Annotated in this window: 28 protein-coding genes and 2 pseudogenes; 6 read left to right on the plus strand and 24 right to left on the minus strand. The window is 61.8% G+C overall.

Going from position 1 to position 25,203, the window contains the following annotated elements:
- Positions 1 to 1,246 (plus strand): helicase-related protein (locus tag QZ079_RS01900; RefSeq protein WP_297034379.1); only part of this gene is annotated, 1,246 nt, incomplete at its 5' end.
- Between the two features lie 34 nt (positions 1,247 to 1,280).
- Here QZ079_RS01900 and QZ079_RS01905 read toward each other — a convergent pair.
- From QZ079_RS01905 to QZ079_RS01965, 13 genes are all read right to left on the minus strand, one after another.
- Entirely contained in the window at positions 1,281 to 1,775 is a 495-nt protein-coding gene (locus tag QZ079_RS01905; RefSeq protein ID WP_297034382.1) for a PIN domain-containing protein, read from the minus strand.
- A complete protein-coding gene (locus QZ079_RS01910; protein ID WP_297034383.1) occupies positions 1,772 to 2,386 on the minus strand; it encodes a type II toxin-antitoxin system RelB/DinJ family antitoxin in 615 nt (204 codons plus the stop codon). Before QZ079_RS01910 ends, QZ079_RS01905 begins: the two co-directional genes overlap by 4 nt.
- Positions 2,370 to 2,675, minus strand: a complete 306-nt coding sequence (locus tag QZ079_RS01915; protein WP_297034388.1) for a type II toxin-antitoxin system RelE/ParE family toxin — start codon at positions 2,673 to 2,675, stop codon at positions 2,370 to 2,372. Before QZ079_RS01915 ends, QZ079_RS01910 begins: the two co-directional genes overlap by 17 nt.
- Positions 2,665 to 2,934 carry a type II toxin-antitoxin system Phd/YefM family antitoxin gene (locus QZ079_RS01920; RefSeq protein ID WP_297034390.1) on the minus strand — a complete coding sequence of 90 codons (270 nt, stop codon included), beginning with the start codon at positions 2,932 to 2,934 and terminating at the stop codon, positions 2,665 to 2,667. Before QZ079_RS01920 ends, QZ079_RS01915 begins: the two co-directional genes overlap by 11 nt.
- 109 nt (positions 2,935 to 3,043) lie before the next feature.
- Complete coding sequence (locus QZ079_RS01925) at positions 3,044 to 3,352, minus strand: type II toxin-antitoxin system RelE/ParE family toxin (RefSeq protein WP_297034395.1); 309 nt, start codon at positions 3,350 to 3,352, stop codon at positions 3,044 to 3,046.
- On the minus strand, positions 3,339 to 3,605 hold the full coding sequence (locus tag QZ079_RS01930) for a type II toxin-antitoxin system Phd/YefM family antitoxin (RefSeq protein ID WP_297034398.1): 267 nt from the start codon (positions 3,603 to 3,605) through the stop codon (positions 3,339 to 3,341). Before QZ079_RS01930 ends, QZ079_RS01925 begins: the two co-directional genes overlap by 14 nt.
- A gap of 90 nt (positions 3,606 to 3,695) precedes the next feature.
- Complete coding sequence (locus QZ079_RS01935) at positions 3,696 to 4,127, minus strand: PIN domain-containing protein (protein ID WP_297034401.1); 432 nt, start codon at positions 4,125 to 4,127, stop codon at positions 3,696 to 3,698.
- Entirely contained in the window at positions 4,120 to 4,410 is a 291-nt protein-coding gene (locus tag QZ079_RS01940) for a type II toxin-antitoxin system RelB/DinJ family antitoxin (protein ID WP_297034403.1), read from the minus strand. Before QZ079_RS01940 ends, QZ079_RS01935 begins: the two co-directional genes overlap by 8 nt.
- 130 nt (positions 4,411 to 4,540) lie before the next feature.
- On the minus strand, positions 4,541 to 5,398 hold the full coding sequence (locus QZ079_RS01945; protein WP_297034406.1) for a hypothetical protein: 858 nt from the start codon (positions 5,396 to 5,398) through the stop codon (positions 4,541 to 4,543).
- A gap of 104 nt (positions 5,399 to 5,502) precedes the next feature.
- A complete protein-coding gene (locus QZ079_RS01950; RefSeq protein WP_297034409.1) occupies positions 5,503 to 5,997 on the minus strand; it encodes a leucine-rich repeat domain-containing protein in 495 nt (164 codons plus the stop codon).
- Positions 5,998 to 6,141: 144 nt separating this feature from the next.
- Positions 6,142 to 7,302: a spermidine synthase gene (locus tag QZ079_RS01955; RefSeq protein WP_297034412.1), complete on the minus strand. Its 1,161-nt coding sequence runs from the start codon at positions 7,300 to 7,302 to the stop codon at positions 6,142 to 6,144.
- Positions 7,289 to 9,352, minus strand: coding sequence for an elongator complex protein 3 (locus QZ079_RS01960; RefSeq protein ID WP_297034414.1), 2,064 nt, complete (start codon positions 9,350 to 9,352; stop codon positions 7,289 to 7,291). The genes QZ079_RS01955 and QZ079_RS01960 overlap by 14 nt, the downstream gene beginning before the upstream one ends.
- Positions 9,353 to 9,429: 77 nt before the next feature.
- Positions 9,430 to 10,623: a sugar MFS transporter gene (locus QZ079_RS01965; protein WP_297034417.1), complete on the minus strand. Its 1,194-nt coding sequence runs from the start codon at positions 10,621 to 10,623 to the stop codon at positions 9,430 to 9,432.
- A gap of 100 nt (positions 10,624 to 10,723) precedes the next feature.
- On the opposite strand from QZ079_RS01965, the gene QZ079_RS01970 reads away from it, so the two are divergent.
- Positions 10,724 to 11,560 carry a class I SAM-dependent methyltransferase gene (locus QZ079_RS01970; protein ID WP_297034420.1) on the plus strand — a complete coding sequence of 279 codons (837 nt, stop codon included), beginning with the start codon at positions 10,724 to 10,726 and terminating at the stop codon, positions 11,558 to 11,560.
- A 2-nt stretch (positions 11,561 to 11,562) separates the two neighbouring features.
- Positions 11,563 to 12,348 carry a hypothetical protein gene (locus tag QZ079_RS01975; RefSeq protein WP_366926423.1) on the plus strand — a complete coding sequence of 262 codons (786 nt, stop codon included), beginning with the start codon at positions 11,563 to 11,565 and terminating at the stop codon, positions 12,346 to 12,348.
- 204 nt (positions 12,349 to 12,552) lie between these two features.
- On the opposite strand, the gene QZ079_RS01980 is transcribed toward QZ079_RS01975, so the two are convergent.
- The gene (locus tag QZ079_RS01980) at positions 12,553 to 13,557 is read right to left on the minus strand and encodes a bile acid:sodium symporter family protein (RefSeq protein WP_297034422.1); all 1,005 of its coding nucleotides are present in this window, start codon (positions 13,555 to 13,557) and stop codon (positions 12,553 to 12,555) included.
- A 201-nt stretch (positions 13,558 to 13,758) separates the two neighbouring features.
- On the opposite strand from QZ079_RS01980, the gene QZ079_RS01985 reads away from it, so the two are divergent.
- Both QZ079_RS01985 and QZ079_RS01990 read left to right on the plus strand, forming a co-directional pair.
- Positions 13,759 to 16,485 (plus strand): RNA helicase, encoded by a 2,727-nt coding sequence (locus tag QZ079_RS01985; RefSeq protein ID WP_297034425.1) that lies wholly within the window; start codon positions 13,759 to 13,761, stop codon positions 16,483 to 16,485.
- A 180-nt stretch (positions 16,486 to 16,665) separates the two neighbouring features.
- The gene (locus QZ079_RS01990; protein WP_297034428.1) at positions 16,666 to 17,406 is read left to right on the plus strand and encodes an SDR family NAD(P)-dependent oxidoreductase; all 741 of its coding nucleotides are present in this window, start codon (positions 16,666 to 16,668) and stop codon (positions 17,404 to 17,406) included.
- An 86-nt stretch (positions 17,407 to 17,492) separates the two neighbouring features.
- Here QZ079_RS01990 and QZ079_RS01995 read toward each other — a convergent pair whose 3' ends face one another.
- The 4 genes and pseudogenes from QZ079_RS01995 to QZ079_RS02010 all read right to left on the minus strand — a co-directional run bounded on the left by QZ079_RS01995 (position 17,493) and on the right by QZ079_RS02010 (position 20,125).
- Positions 17,493 to 17,819: an HIRAN domain-containing protein gene (locus QZ079_RS01995; protein WP_297034430.1), complete on the minus strand. Its 327-nt coding sequence runs from the start codon at positions 17,817 to 17,819 to the stop codon at positions 17,493 to 17,495.
- A 304-nt stretch (positions 17,820 to 18,123) separates the two neighbouring features.
- Positions 18,124 to 18,291 (minus strand): annotated as a pseudogene (locus tag QZ079_RS02000) (DNA cytosine methyltransferase); the annotation flags it as partial.
- A gap of 182 nt (positions 18,292 to 18,473) precedes the next feature.
- A pseudogene (gene dcm, locus QZ079_RS02005) lies at positions 18,474 to 19,274 on the minus strand (DNA (cytosine-5-)-methyltransferase); the annotation flags it as partial.
- 125 nt (positions 19,275 to 19,399) lie between these two features.
- Positions 19,400 to 20,125 (minus strand): Eco47II family restriction endonuclease, encoded by a 726-nt coding sequence (locus tag QZ079_RS02010; RefSeq protein WP_297034432.1) that lies wholly within the window; start codon positions 20,123 to 20,125, stop codon positions 19,400 to 19,402.
- A 226-nt stretch (positions 20,126 to 20,351) separates the two neighbouring features.
- Between QZ079_RS02010 and QZ079_RS02015 the strand changes: the two genes are divergently transcribed.
- Entirely contained in the window at positions 20,352 to 20,909 is a 558-nt protein-coding gene (locus tag QZ079_RS02015) for a ferritin family protein (RefSeq protein ID WP_291289099.1), read from the plus strand.
- 384 nt (positions 20,910 to 21,293) lie between these two features.
- Here QZ079_RS02015 and QZ079_RS02020 read toward each other — a convergent pair whose 3' ends face one another.
- The 6 genes from QZ079_RS02020 to QZ079_RS02045 all read right to left on the minus strand — a co-directional run.
- Entirely contained in the window at positions 21,294 to 22,208 is a 915-nt protein-coding gene (locus QZ079_RS02020; RefSeq protein WP_297034436.1) for a hypothetical protein, read from the minus strand.
- A 228-nt stretch (positions 22,209 to 22,436) separates the two neighbouring features.
- Positions 22,437 to 22,949: a hypothetical protein gene (locus tag QZ079_RS02025; RefSeq protein ID WP_297034439.1), complete on the minus strand. Its 513-nt coding sequence runs from the start codon at positions 22,947 to 22,949 to the stop codon at positions 22,437 to 22,439.
- A 202-nt stretch (positions 22,950 to 23,151) separates the two neighbouring features.
- Entirely contained in the window at positions 23,152 to 23,493 is a 342-nt protein-coding gene (locus QZ079_RS02030; protein ID WP_297034442.1) for a PTS lactose/cellobiose transporter subunit IIA, read from the minus strand.
- Between the two features lies 1 nt (position 23,494).
- Positions 23,495 to 23,788, minus strand: a complete 294-nt coding sequence (locus tag QZ079_RS02035; RefSeq protein WP_291289095.1) for a PTS sugar transporter subunit IIB — start codon at positions 23,786 to 23,788, stop codon at positions 23,495 to 23,497.
- On the minus strand, positions 23,785 to 24,510 hold the full coding sequence (locus QZ079_RS02040) for a MurR/RpiR family transcriptional regulator (protein ID WP_297034445.1): 726 nt from the start codon (positions 24,508 to 24,510) through the stop codon (positions 23,785 to 23,787). The genes QZ079_RS02035 and QZ079_RS02040 overlap by 4 nt, the downstream gene beginning before the upstream one ends.
- A gap of 5 nt (positions 24,511 to 24,515) precedes the next feature.
- The coding region (locus tag QZ079_RS02045) for an RDD family protein (RefSeq protein WP_297034448.1) at positions 24,516 to 25,203 on the minus strand (688 nt) is incomplete at its 5' end.

A 25,203-nucleotide genomic window follows, 5' to 3' on the forward strand; every position in this document is an offset into this window, starting at 1 on the left:
GCGTACCACCGTCACCACCGCCACGCTCGAGCTGGGCATCGATATCGGACGGCTCGAGCGCGCCTTCCAGATCGACGCGCCGTTCACCGTGTCGAGCTTCCTGCAGCGCATGGGCCGCACCGGACGTCGCGGCGCTCCGCCGGAGATGCACTTCGTCATGCGCGAGGAGCAGCCGGAGCCGCGTACCACCATGCCGGAGACCATCCCGTGGAAGCTCCTGCAGGGCATCGCCCTCGTGCAGCTCACGCGTGAGGAGAGGTGGGTGGAGCCGCCGCGCCTCGACCGCCTGCCCTACAGCCTGCTCTACCACCAGACCATGGCGACGCTCGCCTCGTGCGGGGAGCTCTCTCCTGCGGAGCTCGCGCAGCGCGTGCTCACGCTCTCCTACTTCCACCGCGTCTCCGCCGACGACTTCCGCGTGCTCCTGCGCCACCTGCTCGAGACGGAACAGATCCAATCCACCGAGGGCGGCGGCCTCATCGTGGGGCTCGCGGGCGAACGCATCACGAATTCGTTCAAGTTCTACGCCGTGTTCCAAGAGAACGAGGAGTTCACCGTGCGCTGCGAGAGCGCGGAGCTCGGCACCATCGTGAACCCGCCGCCCCCGGGAGAGCGCATCGCCATCGCCGGGCACTGCTGGCTTGTGGAGGAAGTGGACTGGAAGCGGCATCTCGTGTACTGCACGCAGGTGAAAGGTCGCGTGCCGGCGTACTTCGGCGACTGCGCGGGCGACATCGACACGCATGTGCTCGAGCGTATGCGCCGCGTGCTATCGGAGCACGAGGTATACCCGTACCTGCTCGACAATGCGCGAGCGCGCCTGCGCCAGGCGCGGTGGACGGCTGAACAGAGCGGCGCGGCGAAGCGCCCCCTTATCAACCTGGGCGGCGACACCTGGGTACTCTTCCCCTGGCTCGGGAGCTATGCGTTCCTGGCGCTCGAGCGGCTGCTGAAGATCAAGTGCGCGGGCGAGATTGGGCTGCGCGGCCTCGACCCGTCGCGGCCATACTTCATCCAGTTCCGCATGCGCGCAGACGAGGATACGTTCTGGAGCGTGCTCCAAGCGGAGGCGGAGAAGGACTTCGACCCTCTCGACCTTGTTTATCCTGGCGAGGTGCCGTACTTCGACAAGTACGACGAGCTACTGCCCGCAGAGCTCGTGCGCAAGGGCTTTGCCGAAGGCGTGCTCGACATCGAAGGCATGCGCGTCCGCGTGCGTGAGTGGTGCGCCGCCCGTCGCGGTTGATTGGGGACGGGTTCGTTTCAACCCATCCACTCGGCTACAGAGACGACAGCGTTATGTACGTGAGCGCATCCGCCGCATCCATGGCATTCACAGGGCTGTGCCGCAGGAACCGCTCGTCATTCGTGACGAGCACATCGGCATGGCAACGCGATGCCGCGGCCGCCACGAGCGCATCTTCGAAATCATGCATCTGGCTTCGAAATTTCCCCGCAAGCCATACGTCTGAGACATCTACCGCAACCGGCGTGGCGATCTCTTGCATGTTCTGGACACAGGCCCAGGCGTATGCTTCCGCCGAGCGTGCATCCTCCTCGCTCAGCACGCTATTCACCGTCCTACTTTGGCGCTTCAATGCACTAGAGAGCGCATAGTACACATCCTTAAGGCTGCTCACGGCAAATGCCAACGTTACGCCCCGTTCGAATGCGGTGTCGAGCAAGACATGGGCGCGCATATGCTGTTTGCGATCACCGTCAAAAGCATCGATCCAGATATTCGTATCGATAAGGAGCGTGGGCGCGTTTTTCATAGCAGATAGCCCTTCTCCCTAAAATGCTCGTCCCTGAGTAGGTCGGTGTATTCCCGATCGGACAATCCCTTACGCTCTGGATCTTGTTCCGCTATGTTCATCGTGGTTCGGACATCTTGCCACAGGGAAAGGCATCTATGATACGCGGCCGCCTTGCGTTGGCGTTCGGCAAGCTCGTCTGCAGAGGGTTCGGCGGAATCTGGGTCAAGGGTGGTGCGCAATTTCTCCGGTTCGTCCTGATAGCGCACGGCAAGCGACCACAGCATGCGCACCGCCTGTGTAGGCGTAAGTCCAGCGGCGGCGAGTGCAGCATCGCCCGAAGCTTTCAAATTGGCATCGATACGCGCGTTCACTTGGGATTGTGCGGGCTTTTGTTCAGGTTTTGCCGAAAGACCCGGCCGAGTCCGCGCTCCACGCGTCGCGCGCGCAGGCCGAAAATCATCCTCCGCAGCTTTCTTACGAACCGGCGCCCCTACCACAGCATTCGCCCGAGTCATAGCTACCCCCTCGAAATAGCCCACCTTGATGGTAACGCGCTGCGGAACGCCTGTAAAGCATGTAAAGCATGTCAAATTACCCCAGGGGTTTTCGACATCATACGTATCGCGCATAATCCTGAAGCGAGTGGAAGATATGCGCGACCACAATCTTGCCGTCGCGATGAGCGTACAGAACGATATAGCGCATCACCGGCATCGCCCGATAGCCCCGTGCAGCCACCTCGCTCATACGGCTGAGCGGGTACATCTCTGGCTGCCCGCAAACTAAGGCGATGTTCTTCTCGAACGCGTCAACGAATCGTGCGGCAGCCGAAGGGCTCGCTAATTCGACAGAGAGATAGCGAACGATGTTTTCGAAATCCATCTGCACCCGAGGGAGAAGAACATAACTACAAGCCATACTGTTCCCTCATGGCAGCGATAAAGGTGGCACCGTCTACATATTCGCCCTGCTCATATGCATTGTCGGCATCAGCCAGAACCCGCACGAGGCGCGCTTTTGCAACCTCCTCGCGCATCATGTCGTAGTCCTCGCTGCGCATGACCACGAACTCGCTGTAGCCGTTCTTGGTAACCGTGATAGGTTCGGGGGATTCCTTAACGAGCTTGGCGAATGCCGCCGTGTCCTTCATGTCTCTGACCGGAACACAAACCGCCATGATCGCCGCCTTTCGCCACTGCAGTACGTGGCCTTATTGTACCACGGAAAGATAATGCCGAAATGCGCTCACGCCCGCCGCGCGTCGAAAACGCCCTACCTTCAAACTCTTACTTTATGCGCCACGTGTAATCCCGATGCGTATGGAACACGCGGTATACCGTGGGGACATCATCGATAATTCGATAAACGCAGAGATACGAACCACATATGAGCTTCCGGTATCCCATCTTCTGCAAGACCGGATCATGATGAAGTGGGCCCAGGTACGGCATGGAGCCCAGCAGCTCTATCGTGCCGAGAATGGCGTCCGTAGTCTCCTCAGCCGTACGAACGCTCGCGTTTTGCACCAGATAATCGGCGATGCTGGATATATCCTCCCAAGCTGCTTGGAGAATTCGAGGTTCACGCCCGGGCATAGCGCTCCTTCAGCATGGATCGCGCCTCGTCGACGCTGTGGGTCGCGTCACCTGCAAGCCTCCGAGCTTCCGCCTCCAAAACGGCAGCGCGCTGCTCCAGATCTCGCCGATACCCGTCAAATGCTTCGATGCTCATAACGACCAAATCGCCGTCACCGTTTTTAGTGATGTAGACAGGCTCGCCCGTCTCGTGGGCGAGTGCGGAGATCGAATTATAGTCACTCCGAAGCGCTGTGGAAGATTTAATCATCATGATAGAATCCTTTCAGAATTAAGAAGTGATTCTAAAAGGATTCTATCATAGGAATCGATTGGCCGTTTCATCCTATCGAGCCAGGGATAGCTATTCGGCGAATATTTCGAGATACTCCGCACAGGTCACCGCCCGCACACGCGACCGCCTGAACGCGCGGGCATCGCGCGTGAGGATGAAATCGACGTCGTTGAACTCGGCGACAGCGCGCACAAGCCCGTCCTCAAAATCCGGTTCCCCCGCATGGAGCGACAGCTCGCATTCCTCCACGCCCACGGGCGCAATAACGAGCAGATCCATCAGCAGGCCGATGGCCTCGCGCGCGGCGGCTTCCCTTCCACCGCGGCTGAGCACGTAGTACACGTCCTTGAGCGAACCCGAGGTAACGAACCCCATGTCACCACCGCCGTTGCAGCGGCGCAGAACCTCCCAGGCTTCCTGAGACTGCTGCCTACCCTCGACGAGCGCGTCGAGCAGAACATTCGTATCGAAGAGCAGCCTCCGGTCGTTGAAGTTACGCATAGCGGCTCGCAATCATGTCCCTCATCTGGTCGTTATCGAGACTGACAAGGTCTTCGCAAGCGCCGAAAGATACCCGGAGTTCACTAAGGCGTTCCAGCGGATCGCGCGAAGCATCGAGCCGCTCGGCACCGTCGCCCGCGTCGGGAATCTCGCCTGTCCGAGCGATGCGCTCCCACACCACGCGGATCACATCGCCCGATGAGAGCCCTGCCGTACGGATGAATGCCTCCGCACGCGCCTTGACCTGCGCGTCAACTCTGCCGGAAACCACCGCTGTAACCATATGCGCCCCCTTGTAGACACGTATACAGTATAGCAAATGGGATGAAAAAACTAAGATGGGCGTCGCGCCCATTTCGAAGCCTGTTTATATCACCCCTGCAGCACTATCTTGATGCAAAAACATAAAGCTTCTAGATCTGTTTAGCCTCAGCCCAAGCATCGGGGACGCTCCCGCTCCCATAATAATCCGAAGGCGTTACGGGAATCTCGGTCACCACGTCTTGCGAACCACCACGCTTAATCCAATGTCTTCCCTCGGCACTGAATGCGATCTCTATAAAAGTCACTCCAGCAATGTTCTCCAACTTGAGTAAAGAAGCACTCCGTTGATAATTCGCAATTGTATTCGGGATCTTCACTAAATATTTACCGCGATCAACATGTTCGACTTTAATGCGGAGATCTTTACCAGCCTGCTGCTCCCCCTGTGTGACAGAGGTTCCGCCCCACAGTTGCTCCATCGGCGCAAACAAGGTCACAATAATGTCATCAAGTGCATCGAATACATTATTCTCTATAAGGATGCAATCTTGATGCTCACCCGCTCGATAAACAAGCACCTCTCGCACCTTATCGAATGCCTTGTCATCGTTGCATCCGATATTTCTATATATCAGTATGAAATTGACTCCCAAAACGATAATACCGAGAACAAAAACGCTGAGTACATTCCCAGAAAGCGTAATCGCCCTCCCCGTCCGAACGTCAGCCACAGCATCTATGAGGGCAAGAACGATTGCAAGAAGGATCAGCCAAGATCCAGCTTTTGCCGCATATTCCCTTATGAAACGCGGCAGACTGAGACAAAACCATATAAGGGCGCATAATCCTACAACGCCACCGAATAACTGAAGAAAGGCGTTTTCTTCGAGTATTGCTTCAGCATGATCTCCCAAAATGAAAGAGAATATGATAAGCACGGCAAACAATAGTATGGCACCCGAAGCGGCACAGCCTCCGGTAACTTCTCTCATACCATCGATGCGCATGTTGCGCTTGAAGCGCCTTTCGTTTCTTGGTCCTACCACCGCATACTTCCTATCATAAAAACCCTGCTCATACGTTGCCGCAGCGCACAGCGCCAAACATAGGCCTAGACAGGCTCAGGAGAGATGCGCGGACGATCAAATTGCTGCAAGAATGTGTATGCGAACGAACCGGTCTCAACGGCAAACACCAAGTCGCTGGAACAGACTGCGAATGCATCCACTCCAATTTCTTCAATACTTGGTGGCAATACGATGCGCTTGAGGCTATTGCAATGCGCAAAAGCACAGGTGCCGATTCTTTTCACACCTGGAGGTAAAATGACCTCTCTCAAGCCCGAGCAGCTGCTGAACGCATAATCACCGATGGCAACTATTGAATCCGGGATATCGATCCCCTCGAGCCTGCTGCAACAACTGAACGCTCGGTCTCCAATAAACCGCATACCATATGACAGCTCGACATGGGCGATTGAACCATCTCCCTCAAAAGCGCCGATTACCCCATCGTAACCAAATGGAATCCGAACCAGCCCCTCTGACTTTGGAATGGTATGGGCTAAATCCGGAGTCAAAATGCTATGTGCGCTCGTCTCGGCCATTGAGTGAACCGCCTAATAAAGCAGAGATGAACCTTTGGTATCCCTGTCAAGGGATACCAACCCCCAATATATTGGGGGTTGCGCGACTTCGACCACGTTGCGGCGTGCTCACTCAATTAGACGTTTCACTCAACTTCGAGGTTGCTAAACCCCAGGGATTGCATCATCTCGCAGCACCTCGCCCAGAAACTCCTCGTCGAACGGCACGGCGCCGGGGAACGTCGCGTCGCCGTCCGTGGCCACAACGATGTAGTTGTCGTCGCTCGCCCAGGCGTCCTCCTCCACGGGGATCACGTGCACATGGGTGAAGACCTGCGAGAGCGTCGCGACGGTGTTGCGCAGCACCCTGGTGTCGCCGTCACGCGCGACCACGTTCGTCGCGTACACGCCGCCGGGGTTGAGGCATGTGTGCACCGCCTGCGCCGCCTCGACAGTGGCAAGCTCGCGAACGGGCTCTCCGCCGGAAAACGTGTCGTTCACGACCGCATCGTAGCGCTGTGCCTTGGGCTCTCCCGCCTCCAGCCTGCGCGCTCGCTTATCCAGCACCGCCCGGCCATCGCCCTCGTGCACGCGCAGGCGCCGCCCCGCGTAGCGCTCGATCATGTCCAGATAGAACCAACGCCGCGCCGCCTGAATGATCGCAGGATCGATTTCGACCACGTCCACATGCAGACAGTCATGGTCGAGAATCGCATGCTTCGGCCATGAGAACCCGCCGCCGCCCAGCGCGAGCACGCGCTCCACGCCATGTCCGGTCGCCGCGCGGACGGCATCTTCGGCATCGAATACCACGTCGAAGGCTTTGATGTACTTGAACACCGGCTCGCAACTCTGAAAGCCCAGATACGTCGCAGACTGGTACACGCCGCCCAGGCGCATGACGCGCACGGGCTGCCCCTTCGCCAGCCGCGTGTACACGAGCGCGCGACCGGCTTGCGTGCGCACGACATGCGGGTTCACCAGCACGAGCGCGAACATCACGATCGCGACGACCACGATGACGCCGATTACCGGAGCGGGGAACTGCGCCAGCTGAAAGACGAACGCGAGCACCAGCACGAGCGCCACGATGCCCACCGTCACCGCCGCCTGCTTCACGGGTGCGCTCGCGCCGCGCGTGCCCGCAAGCACCTTGCCAGCGACCTTTGCCTCAAGCGCTTCCGGCGTATCGGCCGGGGCGTCGCCCAAAAGCTTCGTCTCGATATCACTCGGAACCCTGCGCTCCTCCGCTCCACGCGATGCCGCCGCCGGTTCTTGTACCGTCGCGCCCGCGGGCTTGCCCTCGGTCTGCCTATCCTCGTTCATCGAGACTCCTCTGCTGGTACAGTCCATGGTCGTGGAACCCTAGCATTCTATAGTACTCCCTTGTCCCCACGGCGCTGATGACGTTGATGCGCTCGTAGCCGGCCTCGCGTGCGAGCTCGCAGGCGCGCTCGATAAGCCGACGACCAAGCCCGTGGTGCTGCGCCGCCGCGCCGTCCTCGCCCACGCGCGTCGCCATGCCGTAGACGTGCACCTCACGGATCATGGCTTCACCTGCTCTGACTTTGGGGACAGTCCCCAATGTCATGACATTGGGGACGGGCGTTGATGGGATACCCGAACTAAACAGCTCAGCGGCGAGCGCGACGACGGCCTCAGCTTTTGGCAAGGAGAGGCGCAGGAAGCCGGCGATGCGGCCTTCGGGCGTCACCCACTGCAGGAAGCGCTCGCTCGTGGCGCGCGTCTCGTAGGGCACCACGTCGAGCGTGAGCGCGTCCACGTCCACCTCGCTCGTCGCGATCTCGCGGTAGCGGATCTCTCGCACGGGCGCGCCTCCGGCGGCAGACGCACGCGCAAGCCGCTCCTCCACCATCTGCCGTAGATTCGGCTTCTTGTTGCCCGCCATGATGTCGCCGGACGAGAAGTCACGGATCATGCGCGACACGCGGCAGAACGCCGGCGTGGCGAGGACGTCGTCTGCGAGCACGCCCACGAGCTCGTCCTCCGTGTAGGGCACCCACTCCCCCGCCTCGTAGCGCTCGCGCAGCCGCGCGCTCTCGATAAGCGCGCACGGGTAAAGCTTGACCTCGTCCGGCTGGAACGCGGGGTCGGTCACGAAGCGCAGGTAATCCGCGCGGTCGCTCTGGGGCGTGGCGCCGAGCAGGTTCACCATGGCGTGCGCGTGGATCTTGAAGCCGAAGAGCCTCAGCAGGTCGAACGCCTGCTCGATCTGCCCAACCGTGGTATTGCGGCCGTTCTTATCGAGAATGCGCTGGTCGACGCTTTGCACGCCCATCTGGATCTTCGTGGCGCCAAGCCGGCGGATGTGGACGAGTGCCTCGGGCGTGATGGCGTCCGGCCGCGTCTCGACCACGAGCCCCACCACGCGATGCCGCGCCCGCTCGTTGCGCGCGTGCTCGCGCTCGAGGTCTGCCAGCGTGGCGTGCTGCCAGCGCGCCGCCTGGCGCCACGCGGAGCTCCCCGCGTAGAGATGCGTGACCGCTTGGTTGTAGGTGAGCTTGCCGGCGTCGACGGCACGTTGCGTGGTTTCGAGGACGTCGAGCGGCAACCACGAACCCGCCTCGGGTGCCGACGCGGCGGCGGGCGCGGCCTTCGGCATTAACCCGCACGCCACGTACTGAGCGCGGCGCTCGCGAACACCTGGTGGAATCACAGGGACGCCGGGCGCAGCTTGACCGACCGGGTCGCGAGCGGGATCTTCGGCATGCGCCGCGCTCTCCGTCCCCGGCATCGCCTCCGGCTCATCCGCGAACCCGCGCAGCATCGGGTTCGCCGCCTCGCCCGCGATGGCGTCGTCGTTGAGCGCGCGAAAAAGCTCCGTCACGAACCAAGTCTGGTATTCCTCCGGATAATCGCTCCACGTGCCGCCGAGCACGATGAGCTCAATCTTGTCCGTGGCGTGTCCCATCTGGGCGAGCGCCGTGAGCCGCGCGGAAACCTGCAGGTACGGGTCGTAGCAGGCTGCCTCGGCACGGGCGCAAGCAGGCTCGTTGTGCAGATAGCTCTTGGGACAGCGCACGTCGTTCGGGCAGAAGACGCACGAGCCGGAACACGGCCACGGCTTGGTGATCACCGTGATCGTCGCCACGCCGGATGCCGAACGGCGCGGTTTCATGCGCAACACCTTGACGAGTGCCGCCTCGAGCTCCGGCGTGACGCCCCAGCTTGCCCAGCGCTCGGGCTCTTCCCGACGTACGCGCTGGTAAACCGGCAGGAGCCGGCGCTTCGCGAACGCGCGCTTGTCACCGCCGGAACGCTTGGCGGCCGCGTGCACGAGCTTTACGAGCGCGCGGTCGTCGACCGTCTCCCCGCGGCGCAGCGCGGCGAGTATCTGCAAGATGATCTCTTCCATGTCGCAAGATTCTACCGCATGGGCTCGAATCGGGCGCGTCGCCCGCACCGGCGATGTTAAAAACCCCTGGGGTAATTTTACATGCGGCGGCGCATGATGGCGTTGAGCTTCTCGCCCGCCGCAACCATCACGATGAGCAGCGCAGCAAGATAGAACGGATACAGCTCGATGCTCACCATCTGCGCGAGCACGCCGAAGAGCGGCGACATCGCAAGGTTCCCCACGTAGGCGAACGCCATCTGCATGCCCGTGAGCGCAAGCGCCACGTCGTCGCCGAAGCGCGCCGGGGTGGCATGGATGATCGATGGGTAGATGGGCGCGCAGCCAAGCCCCACGAGCACCAGGCCAACCAGCAGCACCGACTCGCCCAACGGCAACACGATGCAGGCAATCCCCGCAGCAACCAGCGCCTGCCCCAACCGAATCATGTTATGGTCGCGCACCTTGAGAGAAATGAAACCGCTCAGTGCCCGCCCCACCGTGATGCCGATGTAGAAAAATGATGCCCAGCTCGCCGCGACCTCAGCGGAAATCCCGCGTCCAAGCGTACAGTACGTCGCCGCCCAGTTGCCGCAGGTCGATTCGAGCGCGCAATAGCAGAAGAAGCAGAGCAGCACCGCTGGCACGCCGTCGCGGCGCAAGAGCTCCATGCGCGAGGAGTGCGCCAGCTGAATGCGGTCGCCACCGGATTCTTCGGCACCTTGCCCCGCAGCGGAGTGCGGTAGCTTCTTCTCTTTCCACAGAGGCAGCGACAGCGTGAGCACCACAACGATAGCCACCTGGATTCCGCCGAGCACCAAGAATCCGAGCGACCACGTGCCCACGCCCAGGCATTGCGCCATGATGAGAGGTCCCGCGCTCGCGCCCACGCCCCACATGCAGTGCAGCCAGCTCATATGCTGAGACTCGTAGTGCACGGCCACGTAGGCGTTGAGCGCCGCGTCGACCGCTCCGGCACCGAGGCCGTACGGCACCGCCCACAGGCAAAGCTGCCAGAACTCGCCAGAAAGCGCGAAGCCGGCAAGGCCCGCCGCCGTGAGAAGCACGCTCACCGCGGTCACACGCTCCGTGCCGAACCGCTCGACCACACGCACCGACATGAGGCTCGACACGATCGTGCCGGCAGAGATGATCATCGTCACCGCGCCGACCCAGGAAATCCCCGCGCCGAGCGCCGGAGCCATGAGCGGCCAGGCAGACCCGAGCGCGGCGTCGGGCAGGCCGAGGCTGATGAAGGCCAGGTAGATTATGGGCAGGAGTCCTGCGGGCATGGTGCATCTCCTTTGTTTTCGCAAAGCCGCCCCGCTCTCGACGAAACGGGGCCGCCGACTGATTATCATACTGGTGCCGACTCGATTAGTGAAGGAACACATGGACACCTCGATTGCCCGACAGCTCATAGACTTGAACACGCGCTTCTACCACGCAAACGCCGCGAGCTTCTCCGCCACGCGCGAGGCGCCGTGGGACGGCTGGCGGCGCATCGCAGCACACGCGGCAGCCTGCGTCGACGCCCTCGCGCCGGGTAGACCCCTCAAGGTGCTCGACCTTGCCTGCGGGAACATGCGCCTCGAACGGTTCCTTACCGAGGAGTTGCCGGAGGCGCCTTTCGAATTCCACGCGGTCGATAACTGCGGCGAGCTGGCAACGGAGCCATCGCTGCCGGCGGACGTCGTCTACCACAACGTCGATATCCTTGGCGCGCTGCTTGACGAGGCTCCGGGCACCCCGGAGATGTTAAAAAACCCCTGGGGTATTTTTACCGATGCGTACGCCCTCACCTGTTGCTTCGGCTTCATGCACCACGTGCCGAGCTTCAAACTCCGCGTCGCGGTGCTGCGAGAGCTCGTGCGCCACACGGCTCCCGGGGGCATCATCGCGGTGTCGTTCTGGCAGTTCATGCATGACGAGCGACTCGCCTCGAAAGCGCATGAGGCCGAAGAGGCCGCTCGCGAGCACGGCCTACTTGAGTCTGCCGTGTTCGACGCCCTCGAGCCCGGCGACCACCTCCTGGGCTGGCAGGACGGCACGAGCCTGCGCTACTGCCACCATTTCGAGGAGCGCGAGATCGACCAGCTCATCGAGGCGCTGCCCGCCGGCCCGGGGCGCCCATTTGAGCGTTACTCCGCCGACGGCCGCGCTGGAAACCTTAATCGCTACGTGCTGCTTCGCCGCACCCCCGGCAGCGAACCCGTCATGAAAGCCTAAGCATGGGACAGACGCACATCCGCACGCCGAAAAACTTCGTACTCGAAGAGCGCCTTGAGCGCTATGCGGACGCCATCGAGGTCGCACCGGAAACCTACCGTGGCTCCTGGGCGGCAGCGTGCGCGCCCGTCCGCGCGGCAAGCGCTGCAACCGCCGACGACCCCGCCGCCTCCCCCGCGCCCGCGGCTGGCACGTTCGACGCCGTATACCTCGACCTCGGCTGCGGCAAGGGTGCCTACCTCACCGCCTGCGCCGCACGTGACCCGCGCTCGCTCTACCTGGGCATGGATACGGAGCCTATCTGCATCGCGTACGCCGCGCAACGCATCGTCGAAGGCGAACTGAAGAACGCCCTCGTCCTGCCCCGCAGCGCGGAATCCCTTGAACGTATCTTCGCCCCCGGCGAGGTCGCAGGCATCACGCTCAACTTCCCCACGCCGTTTCCCAAGCGCAAGTACGCCGGCAAGCGCCTGGTGAACGTCGACCATCTGCTCGCGTACCGCGCGCTCCTCGCGCCCGCGTCACGTTGCGCACCGACAGCCAACCGCTGCGCGATTACGCGCTCACCCAGTTCGAAGCCGCCGGATACGCGCTGCATTGGGTGTCCGATGACGTGCGCGCGGAACATCCGGGACACCCCGAGACGGAATACGAGGCGCGCCTCGCGGCACAAGGCGCCGCCGTATACGGCATCTGCGCAACACCCGCCGCCGCGCCGACCCCAGCACAAATCCAAGCCGGTCGCGATGCCGAGCAAAGCCTTGCCGAATACCTTCCTCGCGACCTAGGCTCGCTCACCTATGTGCCGCTCGGCATGGAAGGGTACGTCGTGAACGCGCGAAACCGCATGGCGAAAGGCAAGGCGGCAACCCCCAACAGTGATGCGCGAGCACGGTGACGACGGCAATTCCCGTTACCCAGCCGCGGCATGGCGCCGAACGCCCCTCTGCATCAGGTGTGCCGGAAACAACGGCCTCGAAGGCCCGCCCGCGCTACTCCCGCTTCCCGCGCTCGCGAAGTCGTGCCAGACGCACGCGCTTGTGCTGACGCTCCCGCTCTTCACCCGTAAGATGTTGCACCAACGAGCCGAACACGGCGGCCAAGATTTGCTGGAAGAGCGTCCCCGCCATGACGGGGATGATGGCCGACCCCGGGAAGAACTGCGTCACAATGACAGAGCCGGACGAAATATTCCGCAACCCAACGCAGAACACCATGGAGAGCATGTCCTGCACGGAAAGCCCTAGGAAGCGAGCCATACCTAAGCCAAGGACGAATCCGAGCGTCGCGAACACGCAAATGAACACCGCGACCTCGAGCACCAGCGGGTCGAACGAGCGCACGTAGGGAGCAAGCCCCGTGGAATTGCAGGCAATCACGAAGACCGAGAAGAGCCGCGTGAACGCACCGAGGTTCGGCGCAAGCGTCTCGTGGCCCCATCCTTTCGACAACTCGTTCACCGCAACGCCCGCGATGGCCGGCAGAGCGATCATGAACACAAGGTCGCCCACCATGGACCAAGGGTCGACCGTCACCGACGCCCCCATGAGCACGCGCAACGCGAGCGGCAGCGTCACGGGCGCGAGCACCGTGGAGATGAGGATCGCCGCGAGGCCGAGCGACGCGTTGCCGCGATACATGTCGATCCACATGAAGCTCATGACTGCGATGGGAATGCTGTACTCCACCACGATGCCGGTAATGATGCCCGGATCGGAAAAGATAAGGCCTGCGGCGAGACGAGCGAGCGCCGGCATGAGCACGACGGTGACCGAGAGGATGGCGAGGAGTTCACGCGGGCGGCGGAACGTCTCCGCTACCTGGTGCAGCGAGGTGTTGAGCGAGCCTTGAAAGGTGATGATGGCAAACAGGTACGGCACCGCGGCCTTCGCCGGCCCCAGAACCTGGGGAAACGCGATGCCCAACACGAGGCAGACCGGGACGATGAAGGGCATGTGCCCCGATATGAACGCACTCAGACGGCGTATGTGGTGCATGTGCGAACCTCTCCTTGAACGACCAGCTCATGGTACGCGCACGAACAGTCGAACAGGTGCATGGCGCGAACCTTTAACATGATGGTCGTGAACGCGAAGCCCGCCATGCATGCAAGAAGCGCCTCAGGCACACGATCGCGAGGGTGGCAGCCGGCAATATGGATGATAATGAAAGGCGAAACCTCACGAGAAGGACGGAACATGGCATCCAAGGAAACAACGCGGCAAACGGAGGACGCAGGCGCTGTCCCCGCATCGGCCAGCTCGTTCGCTGCCGGCACCGGCAGCACGGGCGAGCACGGGTCGCTCGGCGCGCTCTCCCCCAGCTGGTGGGAGCCCGAAGAAGGCGAAGAGCCGGAGCCCTGGCTCACGCCCGACCAGGCATTCGAGCGCTTCCTCGCATGGTGCGAGGCGCGCGGCATCGAGCTCTGGCCGCACCAGGAGGAAGCCCTCATGGACCTCGCCGCGGGCGACCACGTAATCTTGGGCACACCCACGGGCTCCGGCAAGTCGCTCGTCGCGCTCGGCATGCTGTTCCTCGGCATGGCGCAGGGACGGCGCGCGTATTACACGGCGCCCATCAAGGCACTCGTAAGCGAGAAGTTCTTCGATCTGGTCGAGGTACTCGGCCGCGACAACGTCGGCATGATCACCGGCGATACGCACATCAACACGCAGGCACCCGTCATCTGCTGCACGGCAGAGATCCTTGCCAACCAGGCGCTCCGCGAGGGCGAGGACACAGACGTGGGCGTCGTCGCCATGGACGAGTTTCATTACTTCGCCGATCCCGACCGCGGCTGGGCGTGGCAGGTGCCGCTGCTCACGTTGCCGCACACGCAGTTCATGCTCATGAGCGCCACACTCGGCGACGTGTCGCATATCTCAGCCGCGCTCCACGAGCAAACCGGCACGCCCGTGGACGAAGTCACCGATGCGCCCCGTCCCGTGCCGCTCGCCTACGACTACGTCGACACCGCGCTCGAGGGCACAGTCGAACTCGCGCTTCGCCGCGGCGAAGCACCGCTCTACATCGTGCACTTCTCGCAAGATGCAGCGCTCGCCACGGCGCAATCGCTCGCGAATTTCGGCGTGGCGAGCAAGGAGCAGCGCGAGGCCATCAAAGACGCCGCCAAGGGGACGCGTTTCACCACGGCCTTCGGCAAGATCTTGAAGCGCCTGCTCGCGAACGGCGTGGGCGTACACCATGCCGGCATGCTGCCGCGCTACCGCCTGCTTGTCGAGAAGCTCGCACAGCAGGGGCTGCTACCGGTAATCTGCGGCACGGACACGCTCGGCGTCGGCATCAACGTACCCATCCACACCGTGGTGCTCACCGCGCTCACCAAGTTCGACGGCTACAAGATGCGCCGCCTGCGGGCGCGCGAGTTCCACCAGATCGCCGGACGCGCCGGACGCGCGGGCTTCGATACCGAGGGCATGGTCATCGCCGAGGCGCCGGAGCACGACATCGAGAACGCGAAGCTCATGGCAAAAGCGGGCAACGACCCCAAGAAGCTGCGCAAACTCAAGAAGAAGAAACCGCCCGAGGGCTTCGTGACCTGGAACAAGCAAACATTCGAGCGCCTGTGCGAGGCTGCGCCGGAGACGCTCAAACCGCGCATGCGCGTCACGAACTCCATGGTGCTCTCTATGGTCGAACGCGGCGGCGACGCGCGTGCCCGCGTGCACGACCTCATCGAGCGCAGCCTGCAGACGCCCGAGGAGAAGCTCAAGCTCGAGACGCGTGCGGACGAGATCTTCGCCACGCTCATCGACACCGGCGTCGTGGTGCGCGAAGAGGTTCAGGCCGAGGATGCCGAGCGTGAAGAGAGCCCGGCTGCCGGCATCGAGCCGTCATCCGACTCCTCAGCAACCGCCACGCCTGTCGTGAACTACTCCCTTACCGTCGACCTACCCGAGGACTTCGCCCTCGACCAGCCGCTCTCGCCGTTTCTGCTTGCAGCTCTCGAACTCCTTGACCCCGAGAGCGAATCCTATACGTTCGACCTCATCTCCATGGTGGAGGCAACGCTCGAAGATCCCAAGCAGGTGCTGCGTGCGCAGGAACGCCAGGCGCGCGACGCCGCGATGGCGGCCATGAAGGCGGACGGCATCGACTACGAGGAGCGCTTGGAGCGCCTCCAAGATGTGACCTACCCCAAGCCGCTCGAGGACATGCTCGACGCCGCCTTCGCCCAGTACTGCACGAAGGTGCCCTGGGCAGCGGACTACGCACTCAGCCCGAAGTCCGTCCTGCGCGACATGCTCGAGAGCGCCGCGGACTTCAAGGGGTACATCCAGAAGCTCGGCATCGCGCGTTCCGAGGGTATCTTGTTGCGCTACCTGGCCGAAGCGTTCCGTTCGCTCGACCGCACCGTGCCCATGGACAAGCGAAACGAGCAGCTTGAAGACATCATCTCGTGGCTCGGCCTCATGGTGCGGAGCGTCGACTCGAGCCTTGTGGACGAATGGGCGGCCGCCGGCGACACCGCCGCGCTTGACATCGCACCGCCTTCTGGTGCGGACACCGTGGTGGCAGATCGTCGCGGCATGACGCTCCTGGTACGAAACGCCCTCTTCCACCGTGTACGGCTTGCCGCGCTGCAGCGTGCGGGAGAGCTTGGCGAGCTCGACGGCGAGTGGGGCATGGGCGAGGTGCGCTGGCAGCACGTGCTCGACGCGTTCTTCGATACCCACGAAGAGCTGCTACTCGACGCCGATGCGCGCTCGACGGCGTACTTCAGCATCGATGAACGCGACGAGCAGGCAGAGCATGTATGGCACGTGCACCAGATCTTCCATGATGCAGACGGCGACAACGACTTCGGCATCATGGCCGATGTCGACCTCGACGCCACACAGGAAGAGAGCGAAGTCGTGTTCAAGAACTACCGCGCTGGCGCGATCGAAGAGCTGCTTGCGTAGCTGCCGTGTGCGCAAGCAAGCCACCGCTCCCGGCAACATGCCTTCCAATCGCCGATTCCGGTACCGCCGCACACCGATTTCTTCCCGCCGCTCGCTTGTTCGTGCGCGCATCGCGTTATGGTGCTCAACGCAGAACCGCGCCAGGTGTCCCAACATCGGGCGCCAGTCGAAAGGAGCACCATGCTACTCAAGGGAAAGACCGCCGTCGTTACGGGAGGGTCACGCGGCATCGGCCTTGCGATCGTGAAGCGCTTCCTCGAAGAGGGCGCGAACGTCGCCCTTTGCGGCAGCCGTGAAGAGACGGCGCAGAAGGCTGTCGATGCCATCCTTGCCGAGAACCCCGAGGCGCCCGTTATGGGCATCTGGCCCAACGTGGGCGATGAGGCCGCGATCGAGGCGGCGTTCCGTGAGGTCAAGGATCACTTCGGTGGGCTCGACATCGTATGCAACAACGCGGGCATCTCGCAGTCCCAGCCGCTTGATGAATATCAGCCGAACGATCTTGACGGCATCGTCGACATCAACATCAAGGGAGTCTTCAACGGTTGCCAAGCTGCCGCGCGCGTACTCGAAGCCGGCGGCGTGATCATCAACACGAGCTCGATGGTCGCCAAGATGGGCCAGCCCTCAGGCGTCGCCTACCCCATGAGCAAGTTCGCCGTGAACGGTCTCACCATCTCGCTTGCTCGCGAACTGGGTCCTGCCGGCATCCGCGTGAACGCCGTTGCGCCGGGCGTCACCGCGACCGACATGGTAGCGAGCCTGCCCGAAGAGCTTATCGCCCCCATCGAGGCGGGTATCCCGCTCAAGCGCGTTGGCCAGCCGGAAGACGTTGCGAACGCCTTCGTGTTCCTCGCAAGCGACCTTGCTTCCTATGTTACCGGCGAAGTGCTTGCGGTCGATGGCGGTATGACGGTCTAGACTCTGGCATCTGCTCATCAGAGTCTCCAGAGGGCGTACATCCGTGCGCCCTCTTTTTTGCCAAACCCAGCTTCGATCGCTGCGTCCTACCGCGCATCCGAGACGTAGACACCCACACGCACCTGATGCCAAGGGCTGCGCTCCGGTGCGACCTGTTGCACAACGCACTCGAACGCATCTCCGTGTCCGTAGAACATGAGCGTGGCGAGCATCTCGTTCATATCTGCCGGAACATAACCGAGCTTTGTACCGCCACGGCGGATAGCGATGGCATTGGGGTCATGCGGGTTATCGAACTCCGGCACAAGGTCGAGCTCCATACCCGCTGCAAGCTCCCCCAGCACGCGAGCACCATCCCAGTGCTGGAATCCGGCGATATAGAACGACATGAGGACAGGCGACGGCTCGTACATGGCGACCTCCTTTGGTCGACGTGCGCCGGCGGCTCTCCTGCAACCACTGGCGCACCCTTTTCGGTACGAGCGTAGTATCAACCCCCATGCGGACAAAAAATGAGACTCGATTCGCCGCAAGGCGTATGAGACGTAGCTTAAACACCCGGAGATGGCGAGCAACCTGCCCCTACTCCCCCGCCTCCGGCCAGATCACGTCCATGCCATCGTCCGCAGAGATGTAGCCAAGCGCAGCGAGCACGCAGCGACCCACGTGGTAGCCCAGATTCACGGGCACGGCGTTGCCAATCTGCTTGTATTGGTGCGCCATGGATCCGCAGAACTCCCAATCGTCCGGGAAGGTTTGGATGCGCGCGTACTCGCGCACGGTGAGCGGGCGCGTCTCTTCCGGATGGCAGCGCTCGGTTTGCTTCTGCGCCGGCGCGCACGTGAGCGTGAGGCTCGGCTCATCCCACGAAAGGCGCCGTGCCATGCCGGTGCGCCGCCGGTGAGGTAATAGCTGCCGCCCATGTACTCCTTCTGCACCTCTTCCGGCAGGTCGCGCCAGTACCCGCCCGCCGGCACCTGCTCCATCACGCGGCGCTTCTTCTCCGGATACTCCTGCCCCGGGCTCGCAGGGCAATCGCGCAGCGCCTCGCGCAGGGTGATGAAGTAATCGCGCTCGCGTGGGAAGATGAACGGGAGGTCCAGGTCGCGACGCACGGCGAACATGATGAGCCGCTCGCGCTTCTGCGGGACATCGAGGTATTGCGAACGCAGCACGCGATACCGCACGCGATATCCCAGCTGGTCGAGCGTTTCGAGCATCGTGGCGAGTGTGCGTCCGCCGTCGTGCCTCACCAGACCGCGCACGTTCTCGCCGATGGCGATCTTCGGCCGGACATCGCGAATGGCGCGTGCGAACTCAAAGAAGAGCGTGCCGCGCGTATCCTCGAAACCGCGGCTCTTACCCGCGTAGCTGAATGCCTGGCACGGGAACCCCGCCTGGATGACCTCGGCCTGCATGTCTGCGAAATCGACCTCGCACACGTCGCGGTTGTCGACGTTCCAGCCAAGTCCGTGGGTCTCGCTGTTGTGCACGAGCGTTGTCGCCGCATCGCGATCAAGCTCGTTGAGGTACACGTGCTTGAGCCCCGCGTTGTGGAAGCCCAGCGCGGTTCCCCCTCCGCCCGCGAAAAGATCGATGCACGTCGCTCCGTCAAAGAGCTCCCCGCTTTCGAGCACGCGGTACTGCGATTCGCCCTCACCGTTGAGTTTACGGTGCAGACGCTCGAGCTCCGCTCGCGAGAACAGGCGGCGATTCCGGGCGTCGCGCGTGTCCTTGATGAGGCCGAGTTTGCTCCAGCGACGCACGGTATCGACCGAAACGCCGAGCTCAGCCGCAGCCGCTGACGCCGTGACCAGTCCTTCTGCGGCTTGTTCCGTAGATTCGCTCGCTGCGTCGCTCATCGGCATCCATCCTTTTCGTCCAAAAAATAACCCCTACCTATGCAGGGGTTACAATATCTTACCATGCGGACAAAAAGCGTGCGCCGTGCGCGGTAGCACACGCTCCTTGTTGTCGTATCGTCGCTTGTCCTCTACACCGCGGGCTTCTCGGGAAACACATCACCGAACAACCGCTCGGCAAGCTCCTGTTCGGAGGCGACCGCCGCCGGCAACCCATGCTCCACGCGCACATCATCCAAAACCGCCGGCATCGCACGATACAATTCGTGCAGAGCCGTAGGCCGATCGAACGCGAAAGCATACGCCGTCACGCCGTCGCAGCATCGAACGCGCTCGTCCGACGTGCGTCCGGAGGGCACCCACGGCCGGTCGTAGGGCTCACGTGCGCCGGGAATCACCTGAACCAGGTACGATACGGCGCCGTTGCTCTGCGCAAGGAACTTCAGCTTATCCCAGACATCTTTCTCGTCCGATGCCTTGATGGTGTTGAAGCGATTCTTTACCTCGAAATACCCGGGCTTTTCCCACGTAGGAAGCAGCACGCCCGGCGCCGTGCGCAAATCCACGCCGCCACCGTTCGACCCAAGCTCGGTGAGACGCGGCGACAACCCAAGCACCTTCTGATGCCATAGGCCGATAGCGTTCGAGAGCGATTTGTTCCGCGAACGGAGATCGTCGAAATCGACGATGGCCTGAAGCGGCTCATCGAGAAGTTTCGCCTGCGCAACAAGCGTGAAGGGATCGGGCGGAAGCGGCTTGCCGTTGCGCGCGGAAAGCATCTTGCCAAAGACATGATCCGCCACTTCGAAGAGACGCTGCTCGTCGATCCACGAAAGCCCGTAGGCATGCATGACCATCTTTACTCCTTTCACGGTCGGCAACAGCATAACGCATGGTGCCTCGGCCACAACGCGCCGTCACAAGTTACCCTCATATTACTTACTGTGGAGGTCGTGCGTGCTTTTAAGAATCGTTCTCAATATGATTCAACTCCGCCAACAATTTGCCATAATCGGAGGCGTTAGGCGCGCTTGGTTACAACCGTTGCCAAGACGCGCGATTTCCTACTCAAAGGAGTGCACCATGAAGTTCGTTTGCCCCGTTTGCGGTTATGTTGAGGAGTTCGACGGCGAGGAGCTGCCCGAGGGTTTCAAGTGCCCCCAGTGCGGCGTTGACGGCTCCCGCTTCACCAAGATGGCTGGCGATATGACCTGGGCTGCCGAGCACGTCGTGGGCGTGGGCAAGCTCCCCGAGGTCTCTGAGGACATCGTGAACGACCTCCGCGCCAACTTCGAGGGCGAGTGCTCCGAGGTGGGCATGTACCTCGCCATGGCGCGCGTCGCGCACCGTGAGGGCTACCCGGAGATCGGCCTGTACTGGGAGAAGGCCGCCTATGAGGAGGCTGAGCACGCCGCCAAGTTCGCCGAGCTTCTGGGCGAGGTCGTGACCGACTCCACCAAGAAGAACCTCGAGATGCGCGTTGAGGCCGAGAACGGTGCCACCGCTGGCAAGACCGACCTCGCCAAGCGCGCCAAGGCCGCTGGCCTCGATGCCATCCACGACACCGTGCACGAGATGGCGCGCGACGAGGCTCGCCACGGCAAGGCTTTCGCGGGTCTGCTTAAGCGTTACTTCGGCTAAACCGCACAAAAACAACCTAGCTGTTTTGAGGGGCCGTTCGAAAGAACGGCTCCCTTTTTTGGTTCGAGGAACCCTGTCGCGCCATTCGCGACGGATATCAACGGTTATAAACGGATGTGCCGAGTAGACACACGAAATGCTGCATCAAAAGTGCAGGTCACAAGCTTACGTCGGTACCGGCTACTCGACGAATCGAGAAATAACCGTTGATAACCGTCGCGAGTGATATCTCCCCTGTGAAATCTATGCGATCGATCGCGCGATTCCCCGGGTGCCCAACGCATCTCCGAGAGCATTAATGCTCGACCTGCATCGTTAACGAAAAGGGAGGCGTCCTGCTGGACACCCCCCATCGTGCTATACGAGCTTGGATGTAGTGCGAACTTACCCGCGATACCCGCCGCGGCCACCAAAGCCGCCGCGGCCACCACGGTCGTCACGGCCGCCGAAGCCGCCGCGCCCGCCGCGATCACGATCACCGAAACCGCCACGGCCACCACGGTCGCCACCGCGGCCACCAAAGCCGCCGCGTCCGCCGCGGTCGTCACGACCGCCGAAACCACCGCGGCCACCGCGATCGTCACGGCCACCGCGCCCGCCGAAGCCGCCGCGACCACTACGGTCGCCGCCGCGATCATCGCGCGAACGGTCGACATCGCAGCCCATCTCGGTGAGCGGGTTGATGATGGCGTCAAGGATGCCCAGCAGCGTGCGAGCATCGTCCGAGGAAAGCGTAGGCACGAGCTTCTTGCGCTTATTGCCGCGCGCCTCGGCCATCGCCACGGCGTCCTCGCTCGCGAAGACAACGATGTGGCGCATGTCGCCGTCTTCGGGCTCAATGCGGCCGACGATGTCGTGCTTCTCGGCCTCGACCAGCAGCTCGTTCAGGGCACGCAGGCGCATGCCCAGGAGGTCTGCCATCTCCTTCTCTTCCATACGGCTCTTGAGCTCGAGCAGGCGCAGCGCGCGCACGAGATCCTTCGTGCGCTCGGCCTCCTCGGCAGCCTCATCGGCAAGCGCGGACTTGCGGTTGCGGAGCAGGCGTGCCGCACGGTTCACCTTATCAAACAGCAAGTCGTCGAGCTCTTCGGGCGCGGGGGCGCTGGTAGCCTCAGCGTCCTCGTCATCATTCTCGACAACGAGATCGTCCTCGGCATCCTCCGCGAGCTCAGCCTCCTCGACAGCCTCTACGATCTCGGCGGCTTCCTCGATGGCCTCCTCGACCTCGAGCGCCTCCTCGACGACGTTCATCGTCTCATCCAGATTCGTCATGTTCTCGTTCTCGTTGTACTCTGCCATACGTTCCTCCTACCCTTCCGGGTCTCTTAGGGGCGTCTTACCACAGCTGTACCGCCGCGCCCTCATCCAATGGCCTTCCGGCCGGCGCCGTTTAGCGCGCGTACCAGTGTAGGAGGTCGAACGCTCGTCCTGCTGCAGAATTTGTAGGCGCACAAAAGACGCACGCAGTGCATGCTGCCGCACGCTCAGAAGAACATCTAGAACGCTCTATTCAAAAGTATTGGTTATCTAGAACGGTGCCACGACGAGCATCGCCACGAAAATGGCAGCGAACACGACAATCGTGAGAAGATAGACCGCACGGCTCATGCGAAATGCCCCGTCACGCCCGAAGCGGTCGACAACCGCATCCGTTCCCTCGGCGCGCATCGCGAGCACAAGGTCGCGCCCTTCGAGCATCGACGCCTGCTCCTCTTCTGCACGGGCCGCGCCCTCGCGACCATATGCCGCGAGCACCACGCCCGCGAGCTCGAATTTCTCGCCCGCACGATACACGCGCGTCATCTTGGCGAGATGCGACGCGCAGGCGCACACCGGGTACAGCGAAACAGCGCACGCAAAAAACAGGTCGGAAGCGGGTTCCGTCACCGGCGCAATCGCCGTGTGTCGCTCGCCCGCGGCCACGATGAGCAGGCCGAACACGGTAAAGAAGAACGCCGTACCGAGATACTTCAGCAGCTGCCCCTTGAGGCCGGTGAACTCGCTGTCGCGCTTGCCTATGACTGCCTGCAGGGTCTCCATGGTGTCCTCGCTTTCCGCAACGTCAGCGCCAACACCACGCGGCGGGGCGCTTTACTACAAGCTACCCGCGGGCTGCAGGAAATACGTCAGGAAACTGTTAGCGTTTTGTAATGAGAGCAGCATAGAACAACCGCTCACGGGACGGTTCGCGCCGTTCGGCAGGGTTTGGTGCCCAAGCCGCCAAACGGCGCGACTTTGATGCTTAGCGCTGTGCGAGCTCGACGATTGTGGGCAGAAGCCCCTTGATGGTCTCCGCGCTGATGAGAATCGTCTCAGCGTGGATGAGCAAGAGTCCGCATCCCAGCGTGCCCTTCGCCTCCATCTGAAGCGCCTCGTGATGCGCCTCGGACGCAGCGCGAAACGCCTCGTCACCCTGGGCGATGAGCTCACTGGGGTCGTCGCCGCCCTTCGCGAGCTCGATCGCCTCGAGGTAACAGCTCTTCGCCGTTCCGGCGAACGAGATAATCTGGAAACTCACGGCCTCATACGGCGGGCTTGCAAGTTCGCCACCGCCCTCGGCCGCCGCCGCAACGTCGTCCGTCATCCTACATCATCCCCTTGATCTGCTGGAGCACTTTGGCGCCGTCCATCATGCCGTATGCCATCATGTCGATCGCCTCGACCGGCTTGTCCTTGGCAGCGGCGCGCACCTTATCCAGCATGAATCGAATCTGCGGACCCACGAGCACGACATCCGCCCAGTCGATCTTATCGTTCATCATCGCCATAGCCACCGCCTGCGTCTCGAGCTCCAAACCCTCCGCCGCCGCGGCCTCCTCAATCTTCTTGCACATGTTCGCCGTAGAAGCTCCCATTGAGCAAATCAGCAGTACGTTCATGCTTCCTCCTCATCCTTCTGAAGGTTTCTAATCCTTGCCATCAAATCCTCGATAAGCGTGAGGCAATTGATAACGAAGTAGTCCGGGTCTTTATCTGCACGGCACCCGCGCCGATCGACCAATATGCAATGGCGGGAATGCGCCCCAAGCGTGCTTGACTCATCAGCGGTGAACACGAAGTCTTCAACACCACGGGAGGAAATCCGATCCTGTACGAACGTCAAGTCTCTCGTCTCTCCGCTTTCGCTCACAAAGATGACGATAAACTGCCGATCGTCTCGAAAATCAAGAGGGCTTTTCGTCGTGGCGAAGAAACCGTGTTCGAGCAAGCGATTGCTTAGATATTGGGCGGTGAGATCGGAGTATCCGACGCCCATGAGGTGAACGCGCATACCTGGCGCCGCTGAGAGTGTTTGCGCAAGCGTCTCTAGTTCGTCAAGCGAAGCCTCGCCCGCGATGATTCGTTCACAAAATTCGGGCATACCCGGCGACAACGTGCTCATGCGCTCGTGCTTCAGAGAGTACAGCAATTCGCTGAAACCATCGAAACCGAGCTTCTTCGCAAGACGAACGACACTTGTCGTCGAGACGAACGAAGCCTGCGCCACCGATCGAATGGGGATCTTCTCCTCACCGTGATCTAGGCGAGCGACAATCTCGCGAAGGATTCGTATCTCCGATACGGAAAGGCTGTTCCATCGTTCCATCTGTTGAACGTCCATGTGCCTCACCTCCCATCGGCAGAGCCGCTGTCCTCGACCACGTCCGTTGAGACTGCAACGTTGGAGTCCTCTGCTTCTTGTCTTGTCTCCTCCGCATTCGCGCCAGCATCGTCGTTTTCCCTATCGGACGCATCGGGGACGTTCGGTGCCACAACGGTCACAACGGTTCCCGCGATAACATCGTGAAGCATCCTCTTGCGCTTTGACAACAGGAGCAACAGCACAGAGACAACGCCAATTCCCCAGCTAAACCATACCGTATACTGAATAATATCGCGCTCGAGAAACAGCATGAGGTAGTTTCGCACATAGTTGCTCAGCGGCGAGAAGCATCCCTCCACCACGGTAATCGCGACAAGATCCCTCAACATCAGACGGAGCAGGCCAGGCGCTTCACCGGAAACGGTTGCCATACGCACGCGAAGGAGGTGCTTGCCGATCGTTTGTCCGCGCCACACGAAACGCGGAACGACGCTGTATAAAATCACCTCTACAGCCACGAGCATGAGCAGGAGCGGAAGCTGAACATCGGCATCGAAATACGTAAGCGCGAGCGAGCCCACGAACATTCTGCCGGTAAGCAGATAGGCAGCCGCGATAAGCATCGTATTCATGATGATCAACGCGATATACCAGTCGATGAAATACGCTATGAGCCTGCGAATCATGCTGTCCCCTATCGGCGGGCGTCCT

It is taken from the genome of uncultured Enorma sp., assembly GCA_905210055.1.
GTDB lineage: Bacteria > Actinomycetota > Coriobacteriia > Coriobacteriales > Coriobacteriaceae > Enorma.